We start from the raw sequence: 15299 nt of genomic DNA, 5'->3' as shown, positions 1-15299 counted from the left end.
AGCAGTCTGGCGTTTTTTATTTGATGAGGAGAGGGGAAATGAGGCTCTCACCGCCTGCCCGTATGTTAGCCAGCTTTACAGTGCATCACCAGTTGGTTGTACTGGGATTTCTCAGGCGCTTCATTCAATTGAGATGGGAACGGCAAATCCATTCCTTACCTTCATATGAACCAGGATGTCGCCTTTCGTTGCCCGTTCTTCCCATTCCCGGCCTTGGTTTTCCGGGACGTAATACCGGTCCCATTGCAGAGGGATATTGTATTTCTTGGTTTCCTCATTTAGCCAAAGATTGTGGAATCCGGCTTTCAAGTAAAGGGAATGGGGCGGTTTTTCGAACGAAACCCTTGTCAAAGAACCGATGTTGTTTTTCTTTTTCAACCATAAATAAAGAGGTTTTTTAACTGCTTCCGAATAATCCGCTGTGCGGACTTTCTGGTCCACCAGCTCTGGCGCTGCTTCCGAGATGTCATAGCTGAGAATGAGGTAGTCCCCATAAAACAAATCGGTCGGATCCACGGGCGCAGTGGACAAGATAATTTCTTCTCCGTATAAAAGGGTTGTCACTGGTTTTGCCGCAACAATGGCTATGCAAAGAAATGGGATCGCCAACGCCGCCCACACCCATTTACGATTTCGGTGCATTATGATTTCCCACCCTTCTCCGCCGTTCAAACCAAAAACCAAATAGGAGCAATAAGATACCGCCTATCAAGAAAAACAAGGACTTGTCGAGGAAATCATACGCCAAATCCACATAGAAGCGGAGAATCAAGCCGCAAAGCAGCAAGATCGAGAAGATCGAACCTCTATTCAGCCAATATAAGGTGTACAGGACGAAACAAACGGTCCATACTATCCACCATGCGAAACCAGTATTCCAGGCTTGGGGATGTGTGAGGATTAACCCGAAAACCACATAGAATATGTTGCCGGCAACCTTTGAACTATTTTCATACTGATTAAACGGGAAATACGTGATGCCTATGCCGATCATTGTATAGAGAAGAAAAGGAAGCCAATAGCTGTCAAATCCGGGAATCAAATGGAAAACATGCATGATGGATTCCATTCCCAATAGGAAAGTAAGGATAAAGGCGGCAGAAGACCGGTGCCCCCGGAGCCATAAAGCTATGAACAAAATGCCGATCAGAACATAAATCCCATCATTTCCGTCAAACAGATTTGTGAGAGAATAATAGTGCAACAGGGCAAGAGAATAAAGGACCACCCATTTATCTTTCAAGTAAAATGCGAGTGGGATAATACCTAGTCCCCATAACAGGAATGCGGTTCCTCCACCGGCGATATGGAACATTTGCCCGATTAAAAACAGGTCTGCGCCAAAAATGATTGCAAACACATAATACAGACTGCGGGAGGTATTCGGAAACCTGTTTTCCGTGGCATATCCTCCGGCAAACGCTAACAAAAATGCAAGCAAGAGCAGTATCAATTTTATCGTACGGCCCATTTCATCCCAATTCCCCGCGACAAAACTAAGGATGCCCGCCCCAATCAGCACCGCTCCGGCAATCATGATACCCTGGAGAAAGGTAGGCCCTTTGTGCGTTGCCTCATAATGAGACAGCGCCAACGCCCTCTGTTCCGCATCCAAAATCCCCTTCGACTCCAAAAACGAAAACTCCTCCTCCAACAACCCAAACACCTTTTTCGAAACCTTCCTCTTCACTTGTTCCACCCCCTTTGGCGGGTCTGTCCTCCACCTCTTTAACGAGTTACCCTATCGGGGTCTGTCCCCCGCTGCTTTAACGCTTTATTTCACCGGGGTACTGACCCCTGTTATCCCTGCCTTTCATTACGATTCCCCTTCCGGAATATCTCTTGTCTATTAATATTCTACTATCATATGAAAAATATTCCAGTAATATACTAGATTTTATATTGGAATAAAGAAAAATATACACCTGGTACTTCAGGTGCTGGAACCTAAAATTCAATTTATTAAAGGCGCTTGTTAGCTTTAATCATAGTAAGAATAATCTATAAGTGAATCCGTTACAGGCGTAAAACGGGGTCAGTCCCCGGGTGCTTCACCGCGGCGAAGCCCCCGGGGACTGCCCCCCAAAGACATACTTAGAATATTTTGTTCTTGCGGCTGCGTTGTTCCTTGATCCATTTTTTCAGGAAGATTACGCCCAGGATGGATGATATGGCAATTCCAGTGAGCGCTACGAACAAGGTGATGTATTCAAAGAAGCTGTAGTCCGCGACTTTTGCCCAGCGCACTTTTCCTTTCCAATCTTCAATCACTAGGTTCATACCATAAATCCCGGAAACCACTGTATAAATGGTGAGAATCTGCAGCAAATAATTGTTCCTGTTCGCGGCCATTTGATCCTGGTTCTGGTACAGGCTGGAGAGTGTCTTTTTCACGTCTTCATACAGGCGCTCGAGATCGAACACATTCTTGACGATATGGAATATTTCTTTTCCTGACGTGGTGCTGTTTATTTCAGGGAATTGATACTTCGCAGAAAATTCGGTGATCATAACAATCAGTAATTCCGTCTGTTCCTGGTCCTTTTCGATATCAATCTTCGAGTGTTCATGTGTCAGCTTCAGCAGCACGATTTTATAGTAGAAGAACAAAAGCAGAGCGTAATAATGTTGGCCGTACATCTGGCTGGCAAGCAGTTCGTCCAGTTCGCCCTTCACATTTGTCACACAGGCAAAACAATATTCACCCGCAACATAATAGGTATCATCAGCCCAGCGGTCGTATATATTCTTTCTGTAGTACCTGTCTATATAATCAGGATTCTTGGCCCCGACAAATGGCTGTCCTCCACGATCGTATCCGTTCAACTGGCCCGCCCGGTATAAATCGGCTTTTGTAACCTTGCAGTCTTCAGGCAGGGATATATAACTTATGACATACATCCGCTCATCAATGAAAAATGGCAAACTCCCAAAATAGGAAGAATCCGCTTTATTCTGATCGATAAATTCCTTCAACACCGGCGTAAGTTCATTGAAGATAAAGTCTTTTACCTTCTTATAAGAGGCCTTTCCGCTATCGATTCTAGTCTTTTCCTCGTCCTCTACAATCGGTTCCATCACCCTGAAAGTATCGGCAAAATACAGGACATCGGTATAGTCGAGATCCTTCGGCAAAGATACCCTAATATTCATGATGCCAATGTGGAAAGGGCACAGGAAAATATCTAACGAATGAATTGTAAATTCTGTATGTAAATGTGGGGATCGAAATGTGGACTTCAGCTCCACATTCCTCGTAAAACGGCGAAGTCCCTCCCTTTCCTCCATGTCGCCGGGAAATAAAATCTGCTCTACATTCGGAAGAAAATACTTTTCAAGCATCCGGTGGTTGACTTTCAACCCGCCATAGAATTTATCCTGCTGATCCATGTCCTTCAGCATGAAAAACGTAAAATCATCCTTTAACAGTCGATCCACAAATTCCTTTGTTTTTCGATCCTCAAGCATAAAAGGAAAAATGAACTGAAGCAGTGACCGGTCCGCCTTCATCCCTTCCGTCATGCTTGGGTTCTTTTCTTGAAAATCCGCCATATCTTAATTCCTCCGCGGCTGGGGCATTTCCCCGGAATCAGGTTCATTCTTATCAATGGTACCCAATCAGAAGGTGATTCAAACGGCTGCATGCCGGTGCTTCTTACCATCAAAAATAGCAGGGCACAGGTTTTGAATCTTAGGATATGGCAATTCTTTTCTTATTAACGAAGTTAAACTTTCTAAAAGATAAAAAATCCCGCAAGCATATTGCCTGCGGGCCATGGCGAACGCATGGCTTACATGCGCCCGCACAAATTGGGTACTAGATTGAGGGTGTTCAGAAGAGTAGGGAAAAATCACAGCGTTACTGCTTTCCCGTCTCTCCAACAAAAAGACTCAAAACACTACTTTGGTTACCGAGAAAGATTGAATTCCCACCCGGATAACCCTACTGCTAGTTTTATTTAATCATAAAGACCGCTCCATACAAAATCTGATAAAACGCCGTAATTCCTGAAAAGTTTGGGTTACAGGTCGATTTTTCTTGCTGGGGGGGTTATTTCATAAAAAAATATAACTATTGGAATACTTTCAAATGCACAGCTGTTTTTTGAAAAAACTTTTTAATATTTTTTTACAAACTGGTTTCATTTTTTACATTGCTGGGTATTTACGTATATATAGGTCAGGAATTCAACTTACAAGTTTACTGCAAAGGGGAGACAGCTTTGAGGCTAGAACGTTTTAAGCTCGATCGCCAGCTTTCCAAAAATGATGGCAAAGCCTGGATGGGGACAAAATCAACAGAAAATACGGAACGTAAGCAAATGAAACAATTTATGGATAGGATAAAAAAAAATAAATCACATTAACGAACTCATATCATGCAGCTGCTGATATGGGTTTTTTTAGCGTTGGAATCTATTTCAAGGCAAGATTGATCCACAGCAAAATAAGCAGGCCGTTCAGCAGTTCCACCATGCTCTTCAAAACTCCCAACAGAAAGAAAACTCTGCTCATTCTCATAATTTTTTTCGGATGTGCTGATTCATATTACAGGGAACGGTTCAAAACTATACTCCGCTCCATCCACAAACTTACTCACACACCTGGTAGTAGGGATGCACTTCTTAATCCCGAGAATGTTCAAGAAATGCGTCATTTTCTTCATTGAGGCATCCCTATATTCCTCCGTGATCTCGAATTCTTTGACAAAAGCGATTTTCTCCCTGCATAGGCTGTCGCCAAATGTTAATTCCATCGGCTTCTTTTCTTCACACGTGTAGACGACCGCCACGCCAACCTGCCCGCTCGCGGAATTGAAAGAGAAGGAAAACACAATTGCACATTCTTCCTCTTGAAAAGATGGTCGGATTTTCATATTCACTTCAGCCATTAGATTGCACCTCTCTCCATTTTATTACTACTACTATACCAGAAAGAAAACGGGTTGTTATTCCTATTTACAAGCTGGGATGAGTTGAAATATGGAATTTTTGCAGGAGATTTCACATCTAGCATCGTAAAATATAATTATAGGAATATGACGAAATTTTTTCATAAAAAAAAGATGCACCTCCGCACATGGAAGTACATCTATTGTGTAACAGCATATGGTTTAAAAGTTTGCTGTTCTTAGAACTGAGTTGGTAATTCGTACGTTCCAACGGTACCGAACTGGGTTGGCAGTTCTTTGGTTCCAATTAGTGTAAATCCAGCAACCAGAAGAAAAGCCACCACTAATCCAGACAATTTCTTTTTCATGGGTAATTCCTCCCTTTTTGTACATGAAATATTGGAATTGATAGAATATCATCCTATAGTTATATTTAACCACAATTTTCCGGAACGCTTATTTGCCCCCTCATCTGTTTTCATTGGTTTTCGGTTATACAGGGACGGGTTTTCCTTGTTTTTTATCAAAAATATAATTGTAGGAATATTTTCGAGGAGAGTTTTTTATGGATTTTTGCTTAATCGGACAAAAAATTAAAGAACTCCGCAAGCAAATTGGCCTTTCCCAGGGCGAATTGGCGAAGGGGATTTGCACCCAGGCACAAATCAGCAAAATTGAAAAGGGGGACGTGTATCCTTATGCTTCCACTCTTTACCTTATATCTCAGCGCCTTGGTGTGGATGTGAACTATTTCTTTGATATTGGGATGACACCAAGGCTGGATTATGTCCAAGAGGTAGAAAGCCTGCTTAAAGCCGCCCGGAAGAATATGAATTACACTGAAATCGAACAAATCGTCAAGGCAGAAGAAAACAATCCCCTCTTCAAGCAAAATAAACGCAATTATCAGCTATTGCTCTGGCATAAAGGAATTTACCAATATATGGTATATAAAAACGCCCAGCAAGCGATCCAAACACTGGAATCAGCGATTGCCCTTACCCAGCCGAGCGATAAGATCCACTCTGAAAGGGAAATCGAAATCCTCCTTAGCGTTGGTTCCATTTATTTTGAGGAGGAAGCCTATGACAAAGCCATCGAAACATACAGCACATGCAATGATTATTTGTCGTTGCTTCCCTATCTTTCTGATCATACGGTGAAAACACATACCTACTATAATATGGCCCGTACGCTTACAAGGTTAAAAAGATATGAAAAATCAAACCTGCGCTGTGAAGAAGCCATCAAGTGGTCCATCTCAAAGGGCAGCCTCTTCTTACTGGGCGAGCTGCATTACCATATGGGCTACAATTTCGAATTGTTAGGAGATTTTTCACCTGCCAAAGAAAACATGGTGAAGGCGAGGCTGATATTTGAACTACAGAAAGACCAACGCTTTATCGCGTTCATTGACAAAAAAACGGAAAAGTGGACATCCGAAAACAAACTTTTAACAGATGAAACCATCCCCTCTTAAACGGGATGGTTTTTTCTATTCCACAACATCTCCACACGCCTTTTTAACAAACCCTAACCGAACCATTCAAAATTTCTTATAAAATGAAGTATAATAAAAAGATGTTAAAAAAAACTTAGGGGGTCAGTCCCCCATTGGTTTAACGTACTACAGTACCGGGGGACTGACCCCCGATGGTTTACCGCGTCACTGCACCGGGGGACTGACCCCCGATGGATTACCGCGTCACCGCACTGGGGGACTGACGCCTCAGGTTGGTGGGTCTCCCATTTTGGTTAACTGGGTAAAATGTTAATGTCTTCCGGTTTTTGCCGGTTTTTTTAGGAGGTTCCAAGTATGAGTACGGATTTGATGTTTTTTGCCGGCCAGCTCGAGGATTTATTAAATCCCAAAGTTCCGGAGGATCTTTCCATTGTTCAAAAGGGGCTGGTTCTGTACCGCCAGACGCTCGTGTCCGACAAACATGCAACAGACGATTTCATAACTGCCAAAGTTCAGGACGTTGTTCCTGTCGAGGTCAAACTGGATAAGTTTTCGGCTTCCTTAAGCACCTGCAGCTGCGGGTCTGATTTCTTTTGCCGCCACCGGATGGCCGTATTTTTTTCCGCCTACTCCGAACTAGGGAGCGTAAGCGAATGGGTCCTGCGCTTTCGGGGACGCAACATCGCTGCCAATTCCAAGACTCCCCTGCCAATCCAGCGTGCCAGCGACATCATGAAAACAAAGACAAATGGCGTGCTTGAGAAAAGCTATCCGGCCTGGAAGGAGTTTATCACTTCCGCATTCAGGGAGGTCATTGAAAGCAATCTTCAGCTCCCTTCCTACCTCCTCGATGAAAAAATCCGGACGTATCTGCAAAAAGTAAGAGCAAAAGCCCCAATGGAACGGGAATGGAAAAATTTATATTCCTTTGTGGCTGACTTTACAACCTTACTGCTTACTGTGGAACTGATTCGAAACAATATCGCAAAGACAGCAGTGATTCGCGTATTTTATTCGCTTGCGGACGATTTGGCCGAAGACCTGCATGCATCCGTACAGCATGTAAGCCGGCAAGCGCGCCCTTTTGCCTTTGATCCCTTTTTCGAAGGGATCCGGGAAGATGTGGCCGGCCTTCTCGACGGCATGGATGCATTTGAATACGAAAAAACAGATGTTTACCGAGCCATTTGGAGCTTTCTTTTGACTAATTCAGCTTGGAGGAAGGCAGAGCTGGAAAGGGTTCAGGAAAAACTGTCAGCGCGGTCGCTGCACCATATCGAAGAAACGTCTTACAGGATTGCAGCTATCCATTTATTCATGCTTTCCGGACGTGATGAAGAGGCAGCCGCCCTCCTGAACAGGCTGGATAAAAACGCCTGCCCGTACCTTTATTACTGGCTGAAAAGGCTGTCTGATCTTGAGGCAGATCAACGCGCAGCTCCCTTGATTGAATTCCTGAATGCCAATATCCGCAGCTTCCTGAAGGAATTGTCCGATTATTATAAAGCCACCGACTTTGTTAGAACCTTCTCAGGTCCGGTGAGCAACTACTGCTACAAGATGAAACGGATGGATGTGCTTGAAAAATTTTTCCGGGAATGCCTGCCATACAGCTACTGGAATTATGCCAACTTCCTTTTCGAGCAGGAGCATTACAAAAAATGGGTGGAAATGCATATCTATTCAGATATCAGCATCGATGTCATCGGCACCGAGAATCTTAAAAAAGTCGCTGCGCACGACCCGGCTTTGGTGCTGCCTCTCTACTACCATGCTGTCCAGTATACGATCAGCCAAAAAAACCGCCCTGCATACAAACAGGCGGTACGCTATTTGAAAAGGATGCGGACGTTATATAAAAAAATGAAAGACGAAGAAACATTCAATGAATATGTGGAGTATATAAAAGAATCAACAAAACGATTGCGCGCTTTTCAAGAAGAATTGCAAAGGAGTAAGCTGATCCATGATTAATAAAGGGTATCTTAAGGTCCATACCGCTGCGCTCGAAGATGGAACCTACGCACTCGCAGTGGCAGATGAACATAATCAATACTTACACCCGCAATCTGTCCACAAGCAGCTTTTCACCTGGGATAAAGCCAGCTACTACGGGACACGGCTTGACATTGACACCGTCGATGGCGTCCCTGTGTTCATTCTAGATGCCTGGGGCCTGTTAAACCTGTTTGCGACAGAAGGCTTTAATTCCTTTATTGAATGGGATTGGTCCGAACTATCATCCCTTTGCTTATCGGCAGCACCCATCCTTTATGAAACGATTATGGACGGCATGCCGGTACCCGATTTTGAAAGCCTTCAGCACGGGCAAGTAGCCTGGAAAATCCCTCACGAGGTTGAGGATGAATTTTCCCCTTCTTTTTGGGATGAACGAATTGAGCAAACCGGTCCCGCAAAGGATGAAGAAGAAGTACAGGTCAGAGAGTTTATCAGTAGCTGGTACAATCAAGCGGCCAATGTTTTCCTTGAAAGTTATTCGCCTATGAAAGAAAAATGGCAGGATGCTCTTGGGGCATTGAAAGAAACACGCCTTTCCCCTGATGAGCTTCAAAGGTTTTTCGACCGCGACAGCTGGCTTGCATGGCTTGGGGTTTTGGAAGATGCCAAGCCGTTTACGATCGGGCTCAAGCTTCAAGAACCACTTAACGGGGAAGGTCCTTGGAACCTAAATGTGATCCTTCGTTCCAAGAAGGATGAAACTGAAGTTGTGACACTTCCCGAAAAAAAACTGCCGCGCGGATGGAAAAAATATAGCAGTGAAGTCAACGAAATGGTTCAGAGATGGCTGACTGTCATTCCATGGCTGGAAGAACGCGGCTCCTTTAAACAGGAGCTTTCGGAATTCGAGGCATGGGAATTTTTAACCGAAGCAAGCGAAAAGCTGATGTTTCTCGGAGCGGAAATTTTGCTGCCTTCGTGGTGGATGGCGCTTAGGGAGTCGTCTCTAAAACTCAAGGCCAGGGTGAAAAGCCAGTCTACCCGCGGCCCGTCCTTTGTTGGCATGCAGGCATTGATGGATTTTGACTGGCGATTTTCCATCAACGGCGAGGATTTGTCCGAAGCGGAATTCCAAAAGCTCGTAGAGGATAAACGAAGGCTTGTCTACATTCGCGGCCAATGGGTGAAGCTTGATCCAACCTTTATCAGGCAGATTCAAGAGCTTATGGAAGAGGCGAATAAAAAAGGATTGCAGCTGAACGATTTGCTTCATCAGGAATTCCTTTCCGAGACCGGTGAGGATGATGAGAACGATGAAGGTTCCGAGATGTTGAAAATTCAGTTTGAGCTGAACCGGGATTTGCGGAAAATGATTGGCAGGCTTCGGGAAACAAGGAATATTCCCATTCTTGAAACGCCGGAAGCCCTTCAAGGGGAATTGCGTCCTTATCAGTCGCTTGGCATGAGCTGGCTTTTGTTCTTGCGAGAAAATGGCTTTGGCGCCTGCCTGGCCGATGATATGGGACTTGGCAAAACCGTTCAGATGATTGCTTATCTTTTGCATATAAAAGAGCAGCAACAGCATGATAGCAATGGAATCTTCCGTGCTGAAGACCAAAATGCGCCACTAGCCCATACGGTGATTGTCGAAGAGGAAGAGGACGGTTCCGAACAGCTTCCAGCCGACGAGGAGACCGGTGGAGAATCCACTGGCGGCGGCGAACCTGACCAGCCATCTGTACAGTCCTCCCTCATTGTTTGCCCGACTTCTGTGCTTGGGAACTGGCAGCGTGAGCTCGAGCGCTTTGCGCCGGATTTGAAGGTTCTTCTCCATTACGGCTCGAGCCGGGCCAAAGGGGAAACATTCATTCAGAAAATTGCAGGCTGCGATGTCGTGCTTACTTCCTATGGTTTGACGCATCAGGATTTTGATGAACTGACTTCCGTCGGGTGGAACAGTATCATTCTCGATGAAGCCCAGAATATAAAGAATGCCCAGACAAAGCAGTCGCGTGCCGTGAGAAAGCTTACGGGCAGGCATCACGTGGCGCTGTCCGGCACGCCGATGGAGAATCGTTTGAGCGAATTATGGGCGATTTTTGACTTCATAAATAAAGGGTATCTAGGAACGCTCGGGCAATTCCAGGAGAAATACGTTGCAAGTATTGAACGGGAAGAACAAAAGGGCAAAATCAAGGAATTGCAAAGCCTGATTCAGCCGTTCCTGCTTAGAAGGACGAAGCGGGACAAGGAAGTGGCCCTGAATTTGCCGGATAAACAGGAACAAAAGGAATTCGTCCCATTAACCGCGGAGCAGGCTTCCCTATACGAGCAGCTCATAAAGGACACCTTTACCGATATTGAACAGCTGTCTGCATTTGAACGCAAAGGCATAATCCTGCAGATGCTCGGAAAATTAAAGCAGCTTTGCAATCATCCGGCCCTTTATCTTAAAGAAGGCTTGCCGGATATCATGGAAGCCCCGAAACGTTCCGGCAAGCTCGAGAAGCTCTCCGAACTCGTTGATGCCGTTCGGGAACAGGATGAAAGCTGCCTCATTTTTACCCAGTATATCGGCATGGGGAATATGATGAAGGAGTTGCTTGAAAAACGTTATGGCTTTAAAGTTCCATTTTTGAATGGAAGTTCCGGAAAAAAACAGCGTGATGATATGATAGCAGGCTTCCAGAACGGGGATTTCCCGATTTTCATTCTATCACTGAAAGCTGGCGGAACCGGGCTCAATTTAACAGCTGCGAACCATGTCATCCACTTTGACCGCTGGTGGAACCCGGCAGTTGAAAACCAGGCAACCGACCGCGCCTACCGGATTGGACAAAAACGTTTCGTCCACGTCCACAAGCTGATCTGTACCGGCACGCTCGAAGAAAAAATAGACGCCATGCTCGACAAAAAACAAGCCCTGAACGACGAAATCATATCAAGCGACAACTGGATTACCGAACTATCCACAAGCGAAATCAAAGAACTCGTCGCCCTGCATTAATGGGGCTACATTAGAGGGGTTACCCCCACCAAAGCAATTCGTTAAAGCACCGAGGGGCATCCATGTAATGCGTTAAAGTGCTGGGGGTCTTTCTCCCAGCCATTTCATGCGTTAAAGCACCGAGGGGGCTGTTCCCACTTCTGTAGTGTGGTGAAGCGGCGGGGGACTGACCCCCGCTTTTTTTTGCCTTAATACTGCCAGAATTGAGACTTTATTTTTTGTATCTTTGCGAAGTTCTACAAAAAAAATAACCCCGCCAACTGATTGGATTGGCAGGGTCTTTAAGCTTCACGCTGGTATCGATTATACCAACTTTAGTTTTTCATACGTGGATCCAACGCATCCCGAAGTCCATCACCCATTAGGTTGAAGCCAAGCACAGTAAGCATGATCGCAAGGCCCGGGAATAAGACGGTCCATGGCGCTTCAATGATGAAGGCCCGGGAGTCTGCAAGCATTTTTCCCCATTCCGGTGTGGGAGGCTGTGCCCCCATTCCAAGGAATCCAAGCGCGGCGCACTCGATGATGGCTGTCGCTATGGCCAGGGTGCCCTGGACGATTATTGGCGCGAGGCTGTTTGGCAGGATATGGTGGATCAATATCCGCGAATCCTTCATGCCGATCGCCTTTGCCGCAGTGACGTATTCCTCCTCTTTCACGCTCAATACGCGCGAGCGGAGCAGACGTCCAAAGGTAGGTACGTTTATGATCGCAATGGCGATTAGGGCATTGCGCAAAGAAGGCCCTAAAACGGATACAACAGCAATCGCCAATAAAATGCTAGGGAAGGCAAGGATAATATCAAAAATCCGTGAAATGATTGCATCAATCCATTTTCCATAATACCCTGCGATAATGCCAAGAAACGAACCTACGATTACGGAGCCTGCTACCGAGAGGAAACCGACCCACAGAGAAATCCTGGCTCCATAGATGATCCGGCTCAGAATATCGCGGCCGAATTCATCGGTGCCGAACCAATGCTCCGCTGAAGGCGGAATGTGTTTATTTGCTAACTCCTGCTTGGCGATATCATGGGGAGCCAGCAACGGAGCAAATATAGCCAGCAGGATGAAAAAGACCACAATCGAAAATCCAACAATGGCAAGCTTGTTCTTTTTGAAGCTTTTCCATGCTTCTTTCCAAGGGGACACAGCTTTTTCCTCAGCCGCCTGTATCTGCCCGGGTACTATGGGAGGTGTGTTATTTGCAACTTCTGCCATACTTCTTCCCTCCTATTTATACTTGATTCTCGGATCGATCGCCGCATAAAGCAAGTCCACGACCAGATTGATCAAGACAAAGATTGTAGCGATCACTAGAATGCCAGATTGAATGACTGGGTAATCCCTTGATCCAATAGCTTCGTAAATATACGTACCTATGCCCGGCCAGCCGAATATCGTTTCTGTCAGTATAGCGCCGCCCAGCAATAGCCCTGTTTGAAGCCCGATAACGGTTACAACAGGGATCAGGGCGTTTTTAAGAGAATGCTTGTAGACGACCCAGAACATTTTCATACCTTTAGCACGGGCAGTCCGGATAAAATCGGAACGCATGACTTCCAGCATGGACGAACGAGTCATCCGGGCGATAATCGCCATCGGAATGGTTCCCAGTGCAAACCCCGGCAGTATCAAATGCTTAATGACTTCAATGAATTGATCAACCCTGCCTGCCATAAGTGTATCAATTAAGTAAAGGCCGGTAATCGCTTCTACCGGGTCACGTATATTGTCTCTTCCTGTCGTCGGCAATAAATCCCACTGTATCGACACGACATATTGCTCCATTAACCCGAGCCAAAAAACTGGCATTGAAACCCCGATCAATGCAACAACCATGGCAATGTAATCAAACCATGAGTTCTGGAACCATGCAGAAATGATTCCTGCGTTCACACCGACTATGATCGCAAATAACATGGCCACCAGTGAAAGTTCGATTGTAGCTGTAAGGTATGGCCAAACCTCTTCTGAAATCGGCACGTCCGTTTTTATGGAAACTCCTAAATCTCCTTTAAAAAGGCCGCCCAAGTATTCAAAAAACTGTGTGTACCATGGCTTGTCCAGACCAAGTTGTGATGTAAGCGCCTGGATGGACTCTTTCGTGGCCTGCTGCCCGAGAATTAACTGTGCCGGGTCACCCGGAATGGCACGGATCATGATGAAGACGATGAACACCATCCCAAGCAAAACAGGAATCAAAGCTCCCAAACGCCGTATTGTGTATGAAAACATAGTGTCACCCGCTTCCTATGTTAAGCTTTATTATTACGAAAAAAACGGGGAGCATGAATGGATCCATACTCCCCTTTTGTACTGTAATTAATCCAAAGTCGTATCCTGGAATGACTGTGAGCCAGTTGAATGCGGAACGAATCCTTTAATTTTGCTGGAACCAGCAAGCAATGGCGTCGAGTGTACAAGTGGAACCCATGGTGCGTCTTCATGAATGATTTCTTGAGCCTTGTTGTATAATTCGTTACGTTTAGTTTCGTCTGCAGTTGACTGTGCTTCAACTAATAGCTTATGGACTTTTTCATTCGCATAGCGTGAATAGTTGTTAGAATCGATAGAGTCTTTATCTAGCAATGTGTACAGGAAGTTATCGGCATCCCCGTTGTCGCCTGTCCACCCCATCATGTAGACCGGACCTTCACCAGCGCGCAGCTTTTCCTGGTAAGCACCCCAATCGTATGTGACGATTTTGGCATCAATGCCGACTTCTTTAAAGCTCGCCTGCATGGCCTCTGCTACTTTTTGTCCGTCCGGCATGTATGGACGCGCTACCGGAAGTGCCCATAAATCCATTTTGAATCCTTTTTCATAGCCTGCTTTTTTCAGTAATTCCTTCGCTTTTTCTACACTGTATTCATAATCTTCGATGCTGTCGTTGTAACCGCTGATTGAAGGAGGCATTGGATTTTTTGCTGGTTCTGCCGTTCCTTCAAAGAAGTTTGCAATGATATCTTCTTTATTGATTAAATGGCTGATTGCCTGGCGAACTTCTTTTTTATTAAACGGTTCTTTTTCTACATTGAAACCAAGATAGCCAAGGTTCATGGATGGGCGTTCGAATAATTGCAGCTTATCGTCGCCTTCCACTTTTCCTTTATCGCTAGGATTCATGCCATCCATCAAATCGATTTCGCCTTTGATCACTGCATTTAAGCGGGCTGAATTGTCTTTAATGACCTTGAATGTTACACCTTCAAGCTTCGGAAGGTCTTTTACCCAATATTCATCGTTCTTGACAACTGTAATCGTGTCGCCTTTTTTCCAGGCATCAAATTTAAATGGACCTGTACCTACCGGCTCCTTGCCGATTGTGTCAAATTTCTCAGGGCTTGCAATCGCAAATGGACCCATGGCCAGGTTTTTCAGGAATGGAGCCTGCGGACGGTTTAACGTGAATTCAACTGTTTTCTCATCCAAAGCTTTCACTTCTTTAATTACGTGGCTTTCGTCTCCTTCAAATCCGCCAAACATGGAAGGATAGTACGCGAATTTCTTTGGATCCTTGCTTTGTGCCCAGCGCTGGAAGTTTTTCACGACTGCATCCGCATTAAAATCAGTGCCGTCATGGAATTTAATGCCTTCTTGAAGCGTGAATGTGTATTTCAGGTTATCCTTTGAAATTTCCCATTCTTTCGCTAGGCCTGGTTCAATTTCCGTGCTGTCTTTTGCATAGTTTACAAGAGTTTCATAGATTTGTTCTGTGACAATTAATGATTCCCCGTCTGTTACAGTTGCCGGATCAAGCGATACCGCGTCTCCGCCTTTACCGTAAATCAGTACGCCTCCGCCTTTTTTGCCGCCGCTGTCGCTTCCGCCGCTGCTTCCTTTTTCGGAAGAGCCCGTGCAGCCGGCCAAGAACAGAGAAAGCACAAGTACACTGCTTAATAATAGCCATAATGACTTCTTCATGTTTTGTGACCCCCAATATTTTTTAAAAATCTAATGCCATATTTATTTGTA

At 45.2% G+C, this 15299-nt stretch carries 11 protein-coding genes; 3 read left to right on the top strand and 8 right to left on the bottom strand.

Annotated elements, in window-relative coordinates:
• Nucleotides 1-120 precede the first annotated feature (120 nt).
• From D0466_RS20610 to D0466_RS23410, 5 genes are all read right to left on the bottom strand, one after another.
• Nucleotides 121-642, bottom strand: coding sequence for a GDYXXLXY domain-containing protein (locus D0466_RS20610; RefSeq protein ID WP_117324393.1), 522 nt, complete (start codon nt 640-642; stop codon nt 121-123).
• A complete protein-coding gene (locus D0466_RS20605; protein WP_158555981.1) occupies nt 626-1690 on the bottom strand; it encodes a DUF2157 domain-containing protein in 1065 nt (354 codons plus the stop codon). Before D0466_RS20605 ends, D0466_RS20610 begins: the two co-directional genes overlap by 17 nt.
• 404 nt (nt 1691-2094) lie before the next feature.
• A complete protein-coding gene (locus D0466_RS20600) occupies nt 2095-3552 on the bottom strand; it encodes a magnesium transporter CorA family protein (RefSeq protein WP_117324391.1) in 1458 nt (485 codons plus the stop codon).
• 991 nt (nt 3553-4543) lie between these two features.
• Nucleotides 4544-4891: a hypothetical protein gene (locus D0466_RS20595; protein ID WP_117324390.1), complete on the bottom strand. Its 348-nt coding sequence runs from the start codon at nt 4889-4891 to the stop codon at nt 4544-4546.
• Nucleotides 4892-5130: 239 nt separating this feature from the next.
• A complete protein-coding gene (locus D0466_RS23410; RefSeq protein WP_267897407.1) occupies nt 5131-5259 on the bottom strand; it encodes a hypothetical protein in 129 nt (42 codons plus the stop codon).
• A 197-nt stretch (nt 5260-5456) separates the two neighbouring features.
• Between D0466_RS23410 and D0466_RS20585 the strand changes: the two genes are divergently transcribed.
• The 3 genes from D0466_RS20585 (at nt 5457) to D0466_RS20575 (ending at nt 11319) form a co-directional block, all read left to right on the top strand.
• Complete coding sequence (locus D0466_RS20585; protein WP_117324388.1) at nt 5457-6371, top strand: helix-turn-helix domain-containing protein; 915 nt, start codon at nt 5457-5459, stop codon at nt 6369-6371.
• 336 nt (nt 6372-6707) lie between these two features.
• Nucleotides 6708-8327 (top strand): SWIM zinc finger family protein, encoded by a 1620-nt coding sequence (locus D0466_RS20580; RefSeq protein ID WP_117324387.1) that lies wholly within the window; start codon nt 6708-6710, stop codon nt 8325-8327.
• Entirely contained in the window at nt 8320-11319 is a 3000-nt protein-coding gene (locus D0466_RS20575; protein WP_199484602.1) for a DEAD/DEAH box helicase, read from the top strand. The genes D0466_RS20580 and D0466_RS20575 overlap by 8 nt, the downstream gene beginning before the upstream one ends.
• 314 nt (nt 11320-11633) lie before the next feature.
• Here the strand turns inward: D0466_RS20575 and nikC are convergent, their stop codons facing one another.
• From nikC to D0466_RS20560, 3 genes are all read right to left on the bottom strand, one after another.
• Entirely contained in the window at nt 11634-12542 is a 909-nt protein-coding gene (gene nikC / locus D0466_RS20570; RefSeq protein WP_117324386.1) for a nickel transporter permease, read from the bottom strand.
• 12 nt (nt 12543-12554) lie between these two features.
• Nucleotides 12555-13559, bottom strand: coding sequence for an ABC transporter permease (locus tag D0466_RS20565; RefSeq protein WP_117324385.1), 1005 nt, complete (start codon nt 13557-13559; stop codon nt 12555-12557).
• An 87-nt stretch (nt 13560-13646) separates the two neighbouring features.
• Nucleotides 13647-15248: an ABC transporter substrate-binding protein gene (locus D0466_RS20560; RefSeq protein ID WP_117324384.1), complete on the bottom strand. Its 1602-nt coding sequence runs from the start codon at nt 15246-15248 to the stop codon at nt 13647-13649.
• Nucleotides 15249-15299 lie beyond the last annotated feature (51 nt).

Source organism: Peribacillus glennii, assembly GCF_003429105.1.
GTDB classification, from domain to species: Bacteria; Bacillota; Bacilli; order Bacillales; family DSM-1321; genus Peribacillus; species Peribacillus glennii.
This window is presented reverse-complemented; position numbering and strand designations above follow the sequence as displayed.

Coding starts and splice junctions, on each gene's coding strand:
- D0466_RS20565 (WP_117324385.1), bottom strand. CDS start 13,559: ATGTTTTCATACACAATACGGCGTTTGGGAGCTTTGATTCCTGTTTTG.
- D0466_RS20610 (WP_117324393.1), bottom strand. CDS start 642: ATGCACCGAAATCGTAAATGGGTGTGGGCGGCGTTGGCGATCCCATTT.
- D0466_RS20600 (WP_117324391.1), bottom strand. CDS start 3,552: ATGGCGGATTTTCAAGAAAAGAACCCAAGCATGACGGAAGGGATGAAG.
- D0466_RS20580 (WP_117324387.1), top strand. CDS start 6,708: ATGAGTACGGATTTGATGTTTTTTGCCGGCCAGCTCGAGGATTTATTA.
- D0466_RS23410 (WP_267897407.1), bottom strand. CDS start 5,259: ATGAAAAAGAAATTGTCTGGATTAGTGGTGGCTTTTCTTCTGGTTGCT.
- nikC (WP_117324386.1), bottom strand. CDS start 12,542: ATGGCAGAAGTTGCAAATAACACACCTCCCATAGTACCCGGGCAGATA.
- D0466_RS20585 (WP_117324388.1), top strand. CDS start 5,457: ATGGATTTTTGCTTAATCGGACAAAAAATTAAAGAACTCCGCAAGCAA.
- D0466_RS20595 (WP_117324390.1), bottom strand. CDS start 4,891: ATGGCTGAAGTGAATATGAAAATCCGACCATCTTTTCAAGAGGAAGAA.
- D0466_RS20575 (WP_199484602.1), top strand. CDS start 8,320: ATGATTAATAAAGGGTATCTTAAGGTCCATACCGCTGCGCTCGAAGAT.
- D0466_RS20560 (WP_117324384.1), bottom strand. CDS start 15,248: ATGAAGAAGTCATTATGGCTATTATTAAGCAGTGTACTTGTGCTTTCT.